This is a genomic window from Anaerobacillus alkalilacustris, assembly GCF_001866005.1.
Classification (GTDB): Bacteria; Bacillota; Bacilli; order Bacillales; family Anaerobacillaceae; genus Anaerobacillus; species Anaerobacillus alkalilacustris.
Map to the genome: position 1 here is coordinate 12847 of NZ_MLQR01000050.1, position 14878 is coordinate 27724.

Annotated in this window: 14 protein-coding genes; 8 read left to right on the forward strand and 6 right to left on the reverse strand. The window is 34.4% G+C overall.

The features are described from left to right. Nucleotides 1-66: 66 nt before the first annotated feature. The gene (locus tag BKP37_RS17670; RefSeq protein WP_071310955.1) at nt 67-1623 is read right to left on the reverse strand and encodes a glycosyltransferase family 4 protein; all 1557 of its coding nucleotides are present in this window, start codon (nt 1621-1623) and stop codon (nt 67-69) included. Then, on the reverse strand, nt 1620-2723 hold the full coding sequence (locus tag BKP37_RS17675; protein ID WP_071310956.1) for a CotS family spore coat protein: 1104 nt from the start codon (nt 2721-2723) through the stop codon (nt 1620-1622). The genes BKP37_RS17670 and BKP37_RS17675 overlap by 4 nt, the downstream gene beginning before the upstream one ends. Nucleotides 2724-2977: 254 nt before the next feature. On the opposite strand from BKP37_RS17675, the gene BKP37_RS20325 reads away from it, so the two are divergent. Together BKP37_RS20325 and BKP37_RS17685 are read left to right on the forward strand one after the other, a co-directional pair. Further along, nucleotides 2978-3340: a hypothetical protein gene (locus tag BKP37_RS20325; protein ID WP_071310957.1), complete on the forward strand. Its 363-nt coding sequence runs from the start codon at nt 2978-2980 to the stop codon at nt 3338-3340. A 354-nt stretch (nt 3341-3694) separates the two neighbouring features. Further along, on the forward strand, nt 3695-4735 hold the full coding sequence (locus BKP37_RS17685) for a CsxC family protein (RefSeq protein ID WP_071310958.1): 1041 nt from the start codon (nt 3695-3697) through the stop codon (nt 4733-4735). Nucleotides 4736-5493: 758 nt separating this feature from the next. Here the strand turns inward: BKP37_RS17685 and BKP37_RS17690 are convergent. Next, nucleotides 5494-6225, reverse strand: a complete 732-nt coding sequence (locus BKP37_RS17690) for a CsxC family protein (RefSeq protein ID WP_071310959.1) — start codon at nt 6223-6225, stop codon at nt 5494-5496. A gap of 160 nt (nt 6226-6385) precedes the next feature. Between BKP37_RS17690 and BKP37_RS20240 the strand changes: the two genes are divergently transcribed. Further along, nucleotides 6386-6532: a hypothetical protein gene (locus BKP37_RS20240; RefSeq protein ID WP_169823182.1), complete on the forward strand. Its 147-nt coding sequence runs from the start codon at nt 6386-6388 to the stop codon at nt 6530-6532. A gap of 138 nt (nt 6533-6670) precedes the next feature. On the opposite strand, the gene BKP37_RS17695 is transcribed toward BKP37_RS20240, so the two are convergent. Next, nucleotides 6671-7084 (reverse strand): M67 family metallopeptidase, encoded by a 414-nt coding sequence (locus BKP37_RS17695; protein WP_071310960.1) that lies wholly within the window; start codon nt 7082-7084, stop codon nt 6671-6673. Between the two features lie 3 nt (nt 7085-7087). Continuing rightward, nucleotides 7088-9418, reverse strand: a complete 2331-nt coding sequence (locus BKP37_RS17700) for a hypothetical protein (RefSeq protein ID WP_071310961.1) — start codon at nt 9416-9418, stop codon at nt 7088-7090. A 275-nt stretch (nt 9419-9693) separates the two neighbouring features. On the opposite strand from BKP37_RS17700, the gene BKP37_RS17705 reads away from it, so the two are divergent. From BKP37_RS17705 to BKP37_RS17725, 5 genes are all read left to right on the forward strand, one after another. After that, nucleotides 9694-10395 (forward strand): BMQ_0737 family morphogenetic spore coat protein, encoded by a 702-nt coding sequence (locus tag BKP37_RS17705; protein WP_071311190.1) that lies wholly within the window; start codon nt 9694-9696, stop codon nt 10393-10395. A gap of 194 nt (nt 10396-10589) precedes the next feature. Continuing rightward, nucleotides 10590-11309: a BMQ_0737 family morphogenetic spore coat protein gene (locus BKP37_RS17710; protein WP_245712560.1), complete on the forward strand. Its 720-nt coding sequence runs from the start codon at nt 10590-10592 to the stop codon at nt 11307-11309. A gap of 237 nt (nt 11310-11546) precedes the next feature. Beyond that, a complete protein-coding gene (locus tag BKP37_RS17715) occupies nt 11547-12032 on the forward strand; it encodes a hypothetical protein (RefSeq protein ID WP_071310962.1) in 486 nt (161 codons plus the stop codon). Between the two features lie 134 nt (nt 12033-12166). Further along, nucleotides 12167-12880 carry a BMQ_0737 family morphogenetic spore coat protein gene (locus BKP37_RS17720; RefSeq protein WP_245712561.1) on the forward strand — a complete coding sequence of 238 codons (714 nt, stop codon included), beginning with the start codon at nt 12167-12169 and terminating at the stop codon, nt 12878-12880. Between the two features lie 82 nt (nt 12881-12962). Beyond that, on the forward strand, nt 12963-13949 hold the full coding sequence (locus BKP37_RS17725) for a CgeB family protein (protein ID WP_071310963.1): 987 nt from the start codon (nt 12963-12965) through the stop codon (nt 13947-13949). A gap of 161 nt (nt 13950-14110) precedes the next feature. On the opposite strand, the gene BKP37_RS17730 is transcribed toward BKP37_RS17725, so the two are convergent. Further along, complete coding sequence (locus BKP37_RS17730) at nt 14111-14707, reverse strand: collagen-like protein (protein WP_245712562.1); 597 nt, start codon at nt 14705-14707, stop codon at nt 14111-14113. Between the last annotated feature and the right edge of the window lie 171 nt (nt 14708-14878).

Consider the following 14878-nt stretch of genomic DNA (forward strand, 5'->3'; position numbering starts at 1 on the left):
TATTATTCGATTATTTAAGTTGGGACAACTTTGTGGAAACTTAACATCCTCAGATTGTTATGAAGCTTATTTTCGTTTTCTGTTTTTTCTACCTTTTTTACTTTTCTCCACTTTTATTTTAAACCACGGTTTTGCTGGTGGATTGTCGTGACAAACAAAAACCTTCTTCTTCGGTACTATTTCTTCTACTACTTCGGATTCTTCAGTAACCTCTTCTACCTCCTCAACTACTTCATCGTTTACTTTCTCTTTCTTATCAACTCCTTCAGTTTCTTCCATCATTTCTTTTGCTTCGTCCATTTCTTCTGGATCATTCATTTCTACTTGTTCCAGATTTTCTGCTATCTCTTCGTTTTTCCCGTGCGTAAATTCTAATGGTATATCACTTACTTCAGTTGGTTTGGTAGCTAAATCGATTATTTCTTCATTTTCTTCTTTCACTTCATTGTCTAATCCAATTGGAGCATTATTTTTTATTTTCTCTTCCATTTCATCCCAAACAGAGGAAATATTATTGACAACACGGTTCCAATTATACTTTTCTTCCGCAAGCTTTCGTCCGTACTGCCCCAATTCTTTACAAAGGTTTGGACTAGAAATTAACTGTGATATATAGTTTGCAAATTCCTTTGGATCCTCTGGATTTTCAACGACATATCCATTTTTATTTACTTCGATCACTTCCGGATTCCCACCTCTTGCAGTCGTTATGATTGGCAATCCAGCAGCCATTGCTTCATAATGAACACGGGCTAATGGTTCTTGCCATTGAGAAGGACAGACAAAAATGTCGGATGCTACAAACCAATTTTGAATTTCATCAGGAGACACAAATCCAGTAGTAATAACCGGTACGCTTAATCGATCGGCTAACGCACGAACATAAGCTACGTAGTCAGTTATTTCATTGGTGCTGAACCATTTACTTCCTACAATAACTAATGCAATATTATGATGCTTCTTTTCTAATTCAGGTATGGCTCGAACGAGGACATCTGCTCCTTTATTTGCTGAAAGTCTACCTGCAAATAATATAACTTTCTTTCCTTCAAGATTGTGAGCTCGTCGTACAACTTCTTTAATCTTCTTCCCTTTTTCAGTATAAGCAGGCACAAATCGATCCAAATCAACACCTGAATATATCGTTTGTAATTTAGGTTCGGCTTCTGGGTAAAGCTCAATGATCGCCTGCCCAATATAATTACTAATTGTAATGATTTTATCTACTTGACTAATAGCTATTTTCGCTTCTTCTGGCTCAATTTTATCTCGTTTAAACATGTCGTTATGCATGCTTAAGACGATCCGTGATTGAGGTGCCACTTCACGCACAGGGCTAACTAAACGTGGTCGATTAAATATGTGGATTAAGTCGAAGGATTGATCTTTAATATAGTTTATAACGCCCTCTCGATAGATCTCTACTAGTTTTCCTGGAACGCGTACATAATGGATTCCATCTTTTGTCTCTGTTTCTGGTAATGAAGGATCAGTAATACCCAAGATTGTAATATCATGGTTTTTACTTAGTTCTGGGACAGATCCGGCAATATACGTTTGAATTGCCCCTCCTCGTATAGGTGGAACTGGTAACTTTTCAGTACATATAATCAGGACTTTCATGAAGATTTACCTCCTTTCCAATCTTCCTTCAGCTGGTCAATTACAGTCCATTTTGTTTGATCAATTTGAACGATTCGATTCACTAATGCTTCTAATTCGCCATCCATAAATACGGTTGGTTCATACAACATTTCTTTTATGTTTTTATAAAATAAGTTCGGTAAGCACATATCGATGATCAAAATGTCAAAGAGTTCATCTTCAATCGGATTCGCTTCGTGATAAGCATCAATCATTCCTTTGGCCCACGTATAATCCCAAGAGCCTAAATCATCCATCGTACCTGTAATTAACTTTCGTAAATCCCTAATCGGCAAATCATAAGCTACACCATCTAAGTCAATGATCCACATGCCATCTGCACCTTTTTGTCCATTTGACCAACCGTAATCTTGATGAACTAGCCCCCATTCTTTATTACCTCTAGCAACTAGATCATTGTAAGCAGATTGTTCAAGAAGCTGTAATGCTTTAACAGCCTGTTCTTCAAACATATCAACTACTGATAAAATTGAAGAACTTGCTGGCATTTCACTATATGCCTTCGCAATATCTCGAAACCAATCCATCTTCTTAACAATTTTTTTATAGGTTTTTGGCCAGCGATATAATCTTGAAGCATTTTCAGCCCCTTTTGGTGGTGTATATCCTTTCGAAAGACGGTGAAATTCCCCTATTGCAGAACATAGTAATTTTGCTCCTTCTAAGTCTTTTGTTACTTGTTCTAGTGGCTCAATCCATTCAGCAACAAACCAAATTTTCCCTCCCATTTCAACGAAATTTTCTTCCGTTTTTGTCTTAATAATTGGTGGTACTTTTGCGTTCTTCTCTACAACTAAATACTCTTGTGCGCCTAAACTAAATAAACTTCTTGTTGGTCTGCGGTGTAAGATTTTCAAACTCATCGGCCCTTTATCTGTATTAATTTTCCAAATAAGGCCGCCCTTATCAGCTTTTGTTGTAATTACTTCCATGTGACTAACCGTCATATCATAATGGGTAACTACTTGTTGTGCCATTTCCTCAATATAAGATGGGACATACAAGTCTCCAAGAGTTCCATCTAAATCCCAAGGAGTAATTAATTGTTCCTCACTCATTTTTATCCCTCCTGGTTATTAATCTAATAATTACTATATTCAACAGATGAAAACATGGGTGGATATTTATCACGAAAATGGGAAAATTCCTCATTTTCTTCACTTCTATAATGAACATTTCAGTCATATATAGGAAAAGGGCACATTTTTTGTAAAAAGCAAAAAATACTTCCTAAATGTCCTAAACGCAAAACTGTTTAGGGCATATGTTAAGAAGGGAATAACAAACCAAATCATTTCAAGGAGGACAAAAAATGAGCAAAGACATTCAAGAATTAACGGTTGAACTTGAGTTTGAAAATGGGGAAAAATATGAATTACACTTTGAGGAAGAAGAGCTAAAACTCTACAAAAAAACAGATGCAGGTGATGAAGAAGTAAACAACGACGGAAAAGTCTTCCCTTCAGACTTTATGGATAAATTGTCAATCTCTTCTGACATGGATGCAGAAAGAATCTCCGAAAAAGTTGTAGCTGCATTAGGTGACGATTCATTTATCGAAGCTGATGTAGAAGTCGTCTTCGCTGACGGTTCAGAAGTTGAATTTAAGATTGAAGCTGAGGAAGAGGATGAAGAGGATGAAGAGGATGAGGAGGACGATGAAGAAGACAAATAGGTAAAATATTGTGATAGTATCAATTTAATAAACAAATGAAAGCTAAGTTTAGACGTCCGATCATTCCATCGTCTTTACTTAGCTTTTATTATTGGAGAAAAGTTTACAAATAGTCATGACTTTCCCTAATTGGAATAGACTAATCCCCCTTACATATTTCATAGCTAGATTATCAAGTTCAAATGTTGTAGGGCCAACATAGCTAACTTTCCTTTATCCTATAAAAATTTCTGATTTTTTAGGATTATACATCTTATTATAATTTAAAGTAAACAAACACACATGGGTGAATCCATCATATATTGAAACTGTTAAGATATTAAATCAAAAAGTGTTTAATCAGGAGGTTATTATATGGATATGCAACACCCATGGGACGGAAGAGATTTAACTAATTTTGCTCCAAAAACCATTCATCGCATAGTACCTGACCAAAAGAAGTTTGGTCATAAATATTGTAAAAAGCAAACAAATATAGATTCCGTTAGTGTAACAGATGGCTGTTGTTTGAATAGTGACTTAAATCAAAAAGAGAAACACCGAGGATTAACGGTAAAGGTACCAGTTGTACTTGCAGAGCCTCAAGTCGAAATTAATCTTGAATCTTTTGTAAAGCTTCAAGAGCCAGCAATCGAAGTTAAACGTATCCGAAAAAATGTAGAGCTAACACAATGTGAAATAGTGCCATCCTATTACCGCAACAAAAAGCCAGTTTTTAAACTCTTTTTAGCCGGGTTTGTCCGAAAAAATATTGAATATGCTACAGCAGATTTGGGTAACAGGCATAAAATTCATGGTAATATTCGCCATACAACTGTAAAAGTCCCTTTTAGTTGTATAACTGAGATAACAATTGAGAAAGGTGTTTCACCTTCTTTTCATTTTCAAGATCCTAACCCAGTAGCCGAGCTAGAGTTTTTAGATCCATGTACTAAATTAAGTCGCGACCAACGAGAATTTGGTAACATCAACTCCGAATTTCTAAATGAAAAACCGTTTTGCGAATTAATAAATACTTCAGTCATTGAACTAGATATTATTTTAGACGATCATTGCTTCAAAAAAGGGGCTGATAGAACTTTCCGTACACTTAAAGAAAAAATGGTTGTGCTGATTACGTTAAAAGTACTTCAAAACCAACAAGTTTCGATGGGAAAAAATAAACACAAAGATAAAGACAAGAAAAAGGAAAAACACAAAATAAAGCATAAACATAAACACAAAGTTAAAGTAAAAGTGAAAGAAAAGGAAAAAGAGAAAGAGAAAAGAAAGAAAAAGGATAAGGATAAGGATAAAGATAAAGATAAGTGTAGGGTTAAGAAAAGGGGCGAAAAGGATAAACCTACGTTTATATTAAAGAAAATTATTGAAAAGGGATTAAAAAAGGAAGATTAAGTTATCTAAAGTTTAATTTAACAAACTGATGCATTACTATTAAGTATGTTCAATCTTTTAGATCTAATCACTTTAAATTAACAATATTTCCAGTAAAGGGAACTAAGATATATTCTTTGATCTCTTTTTGGATTGCTATTATTTTCAAATTCATGATACAATGATCATTACATGGCATCTTACGGATATTGCACGGCCCGGTCAACTTGACCCAAACCTAATAACAGTCATTCCATCTCCTCATTTTCCTGGGTACCCTTCATGTTACGCAACGATGTCAGATTGCGCTAAAGTTGTATTGAGTTACTTTTTCACAGGAGAAGTTTAAAGACTAAAAGAAATGCGCAAGAAGACGCTATTTTTCGTTTATATGCTAGAATTCACTTGCCAGCTGATAATAATGAAGGGGTACGTCTTGGAAGACAGATTGAACACCATATTGTAAAAGTACTAAAAAGACAACGTAATTCTCACCGTAAACCAGTCGATACACCATTTAAAGAGAATAGAAACTCCGTTCTCCCCCCTCCACCTTATAAACTGGTCTTTCTGTTTTCACCCAAAATCGAATACAGTTCATTGAAGCTAAGCAATTTCTTATGATTTTGTATCTTAAGATGCGATTTCATTAAAATGCACGTATTAGTAGGTAGATTTTAAAGGTCACTCCTGAATTACGTATAAACAACTAATTGTGTAACAAAATTAAGAGGTCTTAGATTTATAATCTAATGACCTCTTAACCTTTTATACTCAATTTACCCGTTGTTATTTCCTGGAATATTCACTTGTTGAGTTTGTAAGATTTTAAACGCTACATGAATAACCATTTTTTCTCTTAATTTTCTAAATGTTTTTTCTCCTTGTACCCAGTATCCGCCATCTTCTTGGATATCTAGTTCAACAACTTCAGCATCAACGATTTCACAGAATGGTTTCTCTTGAAAATCAGCTCTGTTTCGTAAAACAACTTCACTTGGATCTCTACTTAATCCACTTTTACTAATAAAATCAATTCTTTCTGAGAAAAAGCGTGGTTCTCTAAATACTAAAATATCTGGGTCTAACGGAATTTCAACAACACATTCAAATGGAACATTTACAGTTGTGTGTTTAATATCACCTGAGATACGGTACTTATTACGTGGATGACTTTCTACTGTTGCATATTCAATATTTTTTCTCACACACCCCTCAAGAAACAACTTGTAAATTCGGTCATTACCTACAAAACGACCTGAAGGAACTAGCTTACATTGAGTAATCGTTAAATCTTTTAAAATTCGTTTTATTTCTAGTGCTCGTTCTGGTAGTGGAATTAAAGCTTCAACATTGATTTGAACTTCTGGCTCTGCTAAAACCACCGGGATTTTTGCTACTAATGGACCATCAACACCAACAACAGGACGAAATTCTGCTGGACACTCAGATAATGTTTTTGCACCTTTAACTTGATGCTTACAAGAAATGACCTTACATTTATTTTTCATTTTTCATTTTCACTCCTTTCGATTTGATACTATATTAAATGCAAATAAATGTTCATTGTATAGGTCAAGCACTTAAGACTTTCGCTTGTTTTTCTCCTGATTTTATATATACTTTTATTGACAAAAACAAATATCCCTATCTTCATCTAGATAGGGATATTTGTTACGTTTTTTAATTATTTACTTTTATCGTTTAGGAATTTTATTTCCACAATTACAACCAGATCTAGGTTGGGAATATGCCGTTCTAGGTGTAGAAGGTATTACTTTAGTTATTTTGGTTGCTGGTGTTTTCCTAGCAATATAGGTAGGTGTTCTTGAATTCATATTCGTTGAACCATAATGAATTTTTCTATTAGGGGTTGTCACATCTCTCACTCCCAAACTTTTTAGTTTTGCTACTTTAGTTTATGCATACAAACGAAGAGTGATTCCACAAACAACCTTAGACTACTTTTATTTTTAACGGAGACACATGCTTTTGATTGATAATTTTAAAGATCCCTACATCAGGTTCACTCTTTTTGAATGATACAATTAAATACGCTAAATGTGAGTAAGGATTATTTCTGATATCATATGATGAAGGATAAGCCGAAGTTGTCGGATGTGAATGAAAGACTCCAGTTAATTTTTCATTTCTTTTTTCAATTTGTTTTACTACTGAAAAAAGTGTATCACGAGAAATGTAAAACATCGACTGACTAATAGAAGAGTCAGGAAGACACCATAGGGTTTCCCCAATCCCTTCTCTACCTGAAATTAAACCACAACCTTCAAGTGGCAATTTCTGTCTACAACAATTAATCATTTCCAAGTAAACTTCTTTCTTCATAATGAAAGTATCGGCTCTCTGCATGGTTTATTCTTCCTTTTCTTTTGACGCTTCACTCGCTTTATTTATCATTTCAGGAAATTGTTTAGTCAATGAGAAGAATGATTCACTCGTTGGATTAAACTTTATATTTGGCTGATTTAATTTTTCAGGTGATTTCCCTTTCGTTTGCTCTTTTAAATTCCTATAAAACCAAGAACTTTCTGTAGTAACATCTGCTTTTTGCTTTTGAGTATCTACTTTCACTTGATTTAATTCTGGTATTTTCTTAATCTCTTTCTCCTCTTTTTGGAAACTTCTTAATAAAGTTAATAGGATCTCTTTATCTTGTAAATACTCCTTTTTATGATCTTTCAAATGCTGATTTTCTAAATTATTTTTTTCTAATAAGATATTTACCTCATAATTTTCTTTTTTCATGTTTTTTATCGTTTGTTTCATTTCACTTAAAGTTTCTTTTAATTCTTTCAATTCTTCATTTTTTTGGTTGATGATTGTTTCATTTTTAGTATTCTTCCTTTCATTAACTACATAATAATGATCCAGTTCTTTAATCCGTTTCATTAATTCTTTTCTCTCACTAGATAACTCTTCTTTTTTATGATTTGAGTTTTCTATTTCTTCTTCTAACAACTGTAATTTATTTTGTTGCTTTGTAAATAACATTTCAAAATTATTATTTTCTTTTAATTTTTCATCCAAACTTTTTTGAACCTTTTTTAATTCCTCATTTATTGTATAAATTTCTTTTTCTAGTTCTTTATTTTTGTTTTGAATAGCTGCGTAACTTCCTTTTACTTCAACTTTTTCTTTCTGTAAAGTATCAATTTGCTTTTGAAGCTTTTCATGCATTTGTTTTGACTCATTTTCTACTTGTGTAGCTTTAGATGATACTTCTTCCTCTAAATACTTAAGTTTTTTCTGTAATTCTGAATTCTCCTCAATTTTCTTATTAAATAAGTTAGTTAATTCTTGTTTTTCTTTATTATATTGACTCTCCGTCTTGTTCAATTTGTCAATAATAGAGAGATGTTTTTGGATTTGCTCTTGTAGTTGTTTCGTTTCTACCAAAACTTTATTGTATTTTTCTTCTAATTGAGTGCCATTTCCTTTCTCCTGTTTAAGATCTTTCTCTAACTTGATGTTTTCTTTTTTCACTTCCTCTAATTCCTTCATTATCACAAATTGGTCTTCATCAATTTTTTCTACAAACTTACTAATCTCTTGCTCCAGCTCTTGATTGGCGATTTCATACGTTTCTAATTGCTGTTCAAACTGTCGTTTTTCTGATTGTAAATTCTCTAATTCTTCGACCAAGTTTTCTTTCTCTTTAGCTAGGTTTTTATGATCAGATATCAATTTATTTATAGCTACTTCCCTCTCATCAAGACTTAATTGTAAGTCTTGATTGATTTTTTTATATTTTGCTACTTCCTGGAATAAATCGCCACGCTCTTTATTATATTTATCTTTGTAATGCTTGATTTCTTCCTTCAACTGATTATTATCTTTAGAATAACTTGTTAATTTTTCTTGAATAGTTTGTAATTCTTTATTACTTCTTTCTTTGTCCAAAGCCAATGCTTTTATTCGCTCATTGTGACTCAGTAAACTTTTTTCAAGATCTTTCGTTTGTAATAACTTTTCATCCAATTTCTTTATAAGTTCATTTTTTTCATTTCTTAAATTTTCAACCTCTTTAATAAGATGTAATTGGTCTTGGTCTACATTTTCTTTTACTGCTCCTAATTCCATTTCAATCTTTTTCGATCTATTAATTGCTTCAGTTAACTCCACTTCCAATTGTTTGTTTTTTTCTTTTGTATGATCTAATTCCTGTATCAATCCTTTATTTTGAACCTTTACGCCTTTTAATTCATTTGATTTTTCTTCCTCTTGCGAACTTAATAAATTTAACTTTTGTACTTGCCTCTCCAATTCATCTTGGATTTGATCTTTATTCAATAACAACTGATCTATTTCTTGCTTAAGCTTTGACTCTCTTTGTTCACTTTCTTCAACTTGATTTTGAAGTTTCGACTCTAGTGAAATTTTTTCAGTTTCTATTTCTTCCAGGTTATGATGCAAGCTTGTATTTTCCTTTGCTACTTTTTCAAAATGCTTATGAAATACGACCTTTTCTTGGTTTAATTCACGATTTTCCTCGTTTATCTTATTTAGCTTTTCATTTTGTTCTTCTATCGTTTGATATAGCTCATTTTTCTCTCTAGTTAATTTTTTAACGAGGTCTTCATATTTTCGTTCATTGATTTGATAACGAGATAACTCAGACTTAAAATGAATTAACTTTTGCTTTAATTGAATAGTACTTAATTCACTTCTAGCTTCCGAACTCATTTTACTTCCTCCTTTAAGACAATTATTTAATTCCAACAAATGCCTATAATGTACTACTACATTTATACTCCAAATCTCAATTTACATTCCATATCTACTACTATATGGGCTAATGAACTATTTGTTACATTTCTGCTTTATTTTAAGGTGAGAAATATTTAGCTTATAGATACATGCCCAAAAATCAAAAAAATACACACACATCCTACGTAGGTTCATAAGATACAGTGGTAGCTATACCATAATCAAAAATTGAAAGGATGATTGTTTTGGAAATGAAGTCTATTAAAGGTCGTCAGGAAACACTTTGTATTAAAGTACCTAAAGTGTATGATTGGGTCACTCGTCAAGTTGATGTTCCTGTTCAAAGTTTTACAGGGGAACAGGGTTTACTAGACCTTAATTTTGATGGTCCTACTCCTGGAGGTGTTAACCCTTGTGCTGAATTAGCTGGTGGAGGTGCTTTAACTGTTGAATGTATTATTACTGATGATCAAGGTAATCCGGTTGACCCACTAGCTCCTCATTCAATTTTATGTACTGAAATTCCACAAATTGGTGGGCGCCAAAGTGTGAGTTTTAATTTGCCAGATGGTGAGACTATTACACTTCAAAAAGTGAAAGTATTGAAAAAAGGGCATTTTGTTGTTCGTGTCTCGAATGCACAAGGAAAATCTCTAACTTCTGAACCTAAGCCATTTGCTGTTGCAGAAAAATTCTATTTATGTGCTCCTGAAGGAACATTTCTACAATGTGAAATTACAGACTTTGAATGTGATTCCAACATTATTTGTGGTAATAATAATGAATTTAGACAAATCGATGTATCAATCAACATGTGCCAAAACGTTCAAATGGAAGCAACTGTAAAGCTTGAAATCACTGCGGACTTCTGCCATCCACGTCCAGAAATTCCATTTGATTGTCCACCATTAAGTTTCCCACCACAATGTCCTGAGATTTTCCCTGGGAACTAATGGTTGAAACACCTGAAGCAAGTATAAGTTAAGCTTTTAATTGAAGAAAGAAGGTCACAATGGACCTTCTTTCTCTTCATATATCCCAACCTCAAATGTAACTTTTATGAAGAAAATAAAATAGACTAGCACACTAAATAGAGCGCTACATACTATAAAGCAGATATCATCAAAAATATGAAAGGGTGATTACATTGTTTCACGAACAGATGAAAAGGTTACAGGAAACCCTTTGTATTAAAGTGCCTAAAGTGTATGATTGGGTGACGCGACAAGTTGATGTACCTGTTCAAAGCTTTTCAGGTGAAAACGGATTAACTGTTCTTGACTTTGAGGGGCCTTCTCCTACTCCTGGAGACTTTCTAAATCCTTGCGTTGAATTAGCTAACGGGGGCGCATTAACTGTTCATTGTATTATTACTGATGAAAACGGTAATCCTGTTGCCCCTTTAGCTCCAAATTCTATTTTGTGTACTGAAATTCCGCAAATTGGTGGGCGCCAAAATGTGAATTTCGATTTTCCTAACGGTGATACAGTGACACTTCAAAAGGTTAAAGTATTGAAAAAAGGTTATTTTGTAGTTCGTGTCTCTAATGCGCGTGGTAAATCGATAACTTCTGTGCCTCAACCATTTGCTGTTGCAGAAAAATTTTATTTATGCGCTCCATCAGGAACGATCCTGCAATGTGAGATAAGTGAAATTGAATGTGACGCCGACATCATTTGTGATAACAATGAATTTATTCAAATTGATGTTTCGATTAACATGTGTCAAAACGTACAAACGGAAGCAACCGTTAAGCTTGAAATTACAGCGGATTTCTGCCATCCACGACAAGAAATACCGTTCACATGTCCACCAAAACCTTTTCCACCGCAATGCCCTGATATTTTTCCAGGCTGTGATAATTAGAGAGCGAAAAGAGGGGGTAACTCATTTGTCATCAATTTTATAATTAGGTTAAGTGGCAGCTATACCTAATGTTATTCCTAAAGAAAGAATGAAAGTTTTCCCCTCTTCTCGTATCTCTTGATAGTATTTTATGATAGCTTACAATAATTGTAGCGTATAAACGTTTAAACTTCATATATAAATAGTGCCCTTTTTGCATATATTTTTTTAAGGCTTTTTATAAAAGGAGGGCGCACCATGAGTAATTCAAACATAGAACATCAGGTCATATCGTTATTTAATTATTCTGTTATTCTTCCAGATATGACAGAGGAAACAAAGGAAGTGCTTATTTTAGGACATTTAATCATTAAAAATAATGGTCCTGATCCATTAACGACTCCCTTCATTTGTATTCGAACGAAACCAACTGAAGCCGCAACGCTAGGAGGTAAAATTAACTTTATTAAAAAAAGCGATCTCGTCATTGACGCGACACTCTCCGAAGAGTGGACATATGTGGATAAAAATTGGAAAGAAAAAGTTAAAGAAACGGGTGAGCATTGGTTGAGACCCGTTGGGAAAAATCAACTGTTACCTAATGAAAGTTTAAATTTTTCCAATTTTGATTTACGATGTATTAAGCCTGAAGAAGGAAGTTCTGTGATTATCGAAGCTTTTATCTATTTTCAAGAGAAAAAAGAAGGGTTAGCATCATTAAACAAAATTGTCATTAACTTTTAACCTTTTTTCTTGTTTTGTGTACCCAAAGGGTCAGTTCAATAACTAATTTTCCACGCATTCATCAATCCATTCATCTATGCCATTTTGTCTAATTGGAATATGATGTAGTATCTTTTAGGAAAGGGGACTACTTTATGGACTATCGACCAATGGGTGGTGCACAAGAAAGACTTTGCATTAGAGTGGACAAAATTTATGATTGGGTGACTAGGCAAGTGGATATTGGTCCGTTACAATTTACTGGAATTTCTGGCTTGGAGGCACTCGAATTTGAGTGTAACGGGATGACAGGATTACTGGCAGACCCTTGTGATTTTCTAAACGGAACCAATAATAACCTCGTCGTTTCATGTTTCTTTACCGATGCTGAAGGAACTCCTATCGATCCGTTAAAACATGGAACGATTATTTGTGAAGAAATTGGTGACCGCCAAGACGTCAATGTTACGTTACCATCAGGGCAAACGATCACATTACAGAGAGTCAAAGTATTAATTAAAGGGTTTGTGATTGTAGTAGTTAGTAACGCACAGGGAACTTTGTCATGTATCTCTAGGCCAATTGAATTTACAAGAGTAGAAAAATTCACCTTATGTGCACCTCCTGGTACAAAACTCGTTTGTGACTTTACCGAGCATGATTGTGATGCTAGCATTATGTGTGCTAATAGCACCTTCCAACAGCTAGATATTTCGATTACTCTTTGCGCTAACGTGCAAATGGAGGCAAAGGTTAAATTAGAAATTGTCGGAGAGTTTTGTCATCCACGACAAGAAATAGACATTGCATGCCCGCCACTAAACGTTCCACCACAATGTCCTGACATTTTCCCACCAACCAAGCATTAAGTTTAAGAGAGGGAGTCTCTCCCTCTCTTTTAACTTTTAACAGTACATAATTTCTTTTACACGATTTCAAGAGGTGAACGATATGAAAATATTATATATCCCATCAGGTTTTAAAAAAATTTATGAATATTTTGATCAAACCATTATGAAGGAGTTGGCTTCGCTAAATCATGAGGTAAAATCTTTTAACGCTCTTTTAGGTGTGGAAAAATTACAAACAATCCTCCAAATTTACCGCCCTAACTTAGTCTTAACGATGGTAGGAATGAAAATGCGTCAGGAAATGATCACCTTCTTAAACAAGCAGTCGATTCCAACTGCTATTTGGCTTACCGAAGACCCTTTTTATATCGATCGTACGCTAACTTTCATCGATAACTTTGATTATGTATTTACAATTGATACTGCTGCGTTAGAGGTTTATCACAAAAATGGGCATGAGCATTGTTACTATTTACCTCTTGGCGTTAATCCAGAAATATACTCCCCCCCTCTTACTGAACCTCAAAAGAAATATGATCTTTGTCTTGTCGGCTTCCCGTACCCTGACCGAGTACAACTTATTAACCTACTGTTAGAACGTACAACTTATTCAATACTAGTTGTTGGAGCTAAATGGGATCAAGAATTATCTCACCAAAAAAATAATCGCCGTTTATTTATCAAAAATACATGGTTAAAACCTGAAGTGATCGTTTCGTATTATCACCAATCCAAAATTGTCCTTAACACCCATCGACCTTATGACCTAAAAGAAAATAAAAATTCACAATTAATTATTAATAAAAGTGTTAATAATCGAACCTTTGAGCTAGCTTGTAGTGGCTCTTTTCAACTGATCGATAATAAGGCTGATTTAACTGATCATTTTGTAGAAGGAGAAGAAATTATTTCTTTTCATAACAATAAAGATTTCTTATTAAAAGTCGATTACTATCTCTCAAATGGGAAAGCACAAAACGAAATCGTAAATAACGCAAGAATTAAAGCGCTTAAGGATCACACCTTTAACAGGCGTTTGGAAAAACTTTTATCTGTCATTCAAGTTAACGAAACTAATAGTAAATGAGCAGACCATCTCCTCGATAGTCTGCTTTTAATTTAGGCTATCAATAAACCATTTTACTGTAATACTTACTTATGGCATTCATACATAAATAGTAATGAATTTCACCTAAAACAAGCCCACCGCATAGTTTGGTATACAGTATTGCATTCTAGTTTCCAAGACTATTTTAGTCGTGTGATAACAAGGTGTGCTGAAACAGGCCTTGTTCCTCCAGCGAGAGGAGTTATCGTTAGCGCTGTGGCATTGCCAGCAGGATTTCGTACAGTGAGTATTGAATTTATGCTTTCCGTTTCCACAAGAGCCATTCCTACTATCTGAGAGGTACCGGTCGCTCGCCCGACCACCGTATAGGCTAGATCAGTGCCATCGAGAGTTAAAATCAGTTGGCCCGCTTCGCCCACACTCACCTGAAACAAGACCTGATAAGTTCCAATTTCAGACAAGTTAAATGTACCGGCACCAATTCGCGTAATATCAGTCGAACTAGTAGGTCCATCTTGTGGAAAGCTTACGTCTTCACCAACACCCACTGTTGCTGCATGATCAGGGGGCATCAATGCATAAAAATCCGCAAAGGCTAATGCTCCTCCTGCTGGTCCTTCTGGTCCTTCTGGTCCGGTGGCTCCTGTTTCTCCAGCTGGTCCCTGTGGTCCGGTAAGTCCCCGCGGTCCAGGAGGACAGATGCATTTTTCCTGTGCCGGTTTGTGAACCGGATAAGCTGAACAGCATCCTTTATTCCGTTTTCTGAAATTTGACATATATACAACATCTCCTTTACCTCTATATCTCTAGATTATGTCCACAATAATATATTCGATTGGGATAAAAAGGAAATAAAATAATACGAGTTTACATTACCAATTTTTCAAAAAGGTTTCCAAATAACATAAAGAAGGGAAACTGCTATAAACTAATCGACACAAAAAATC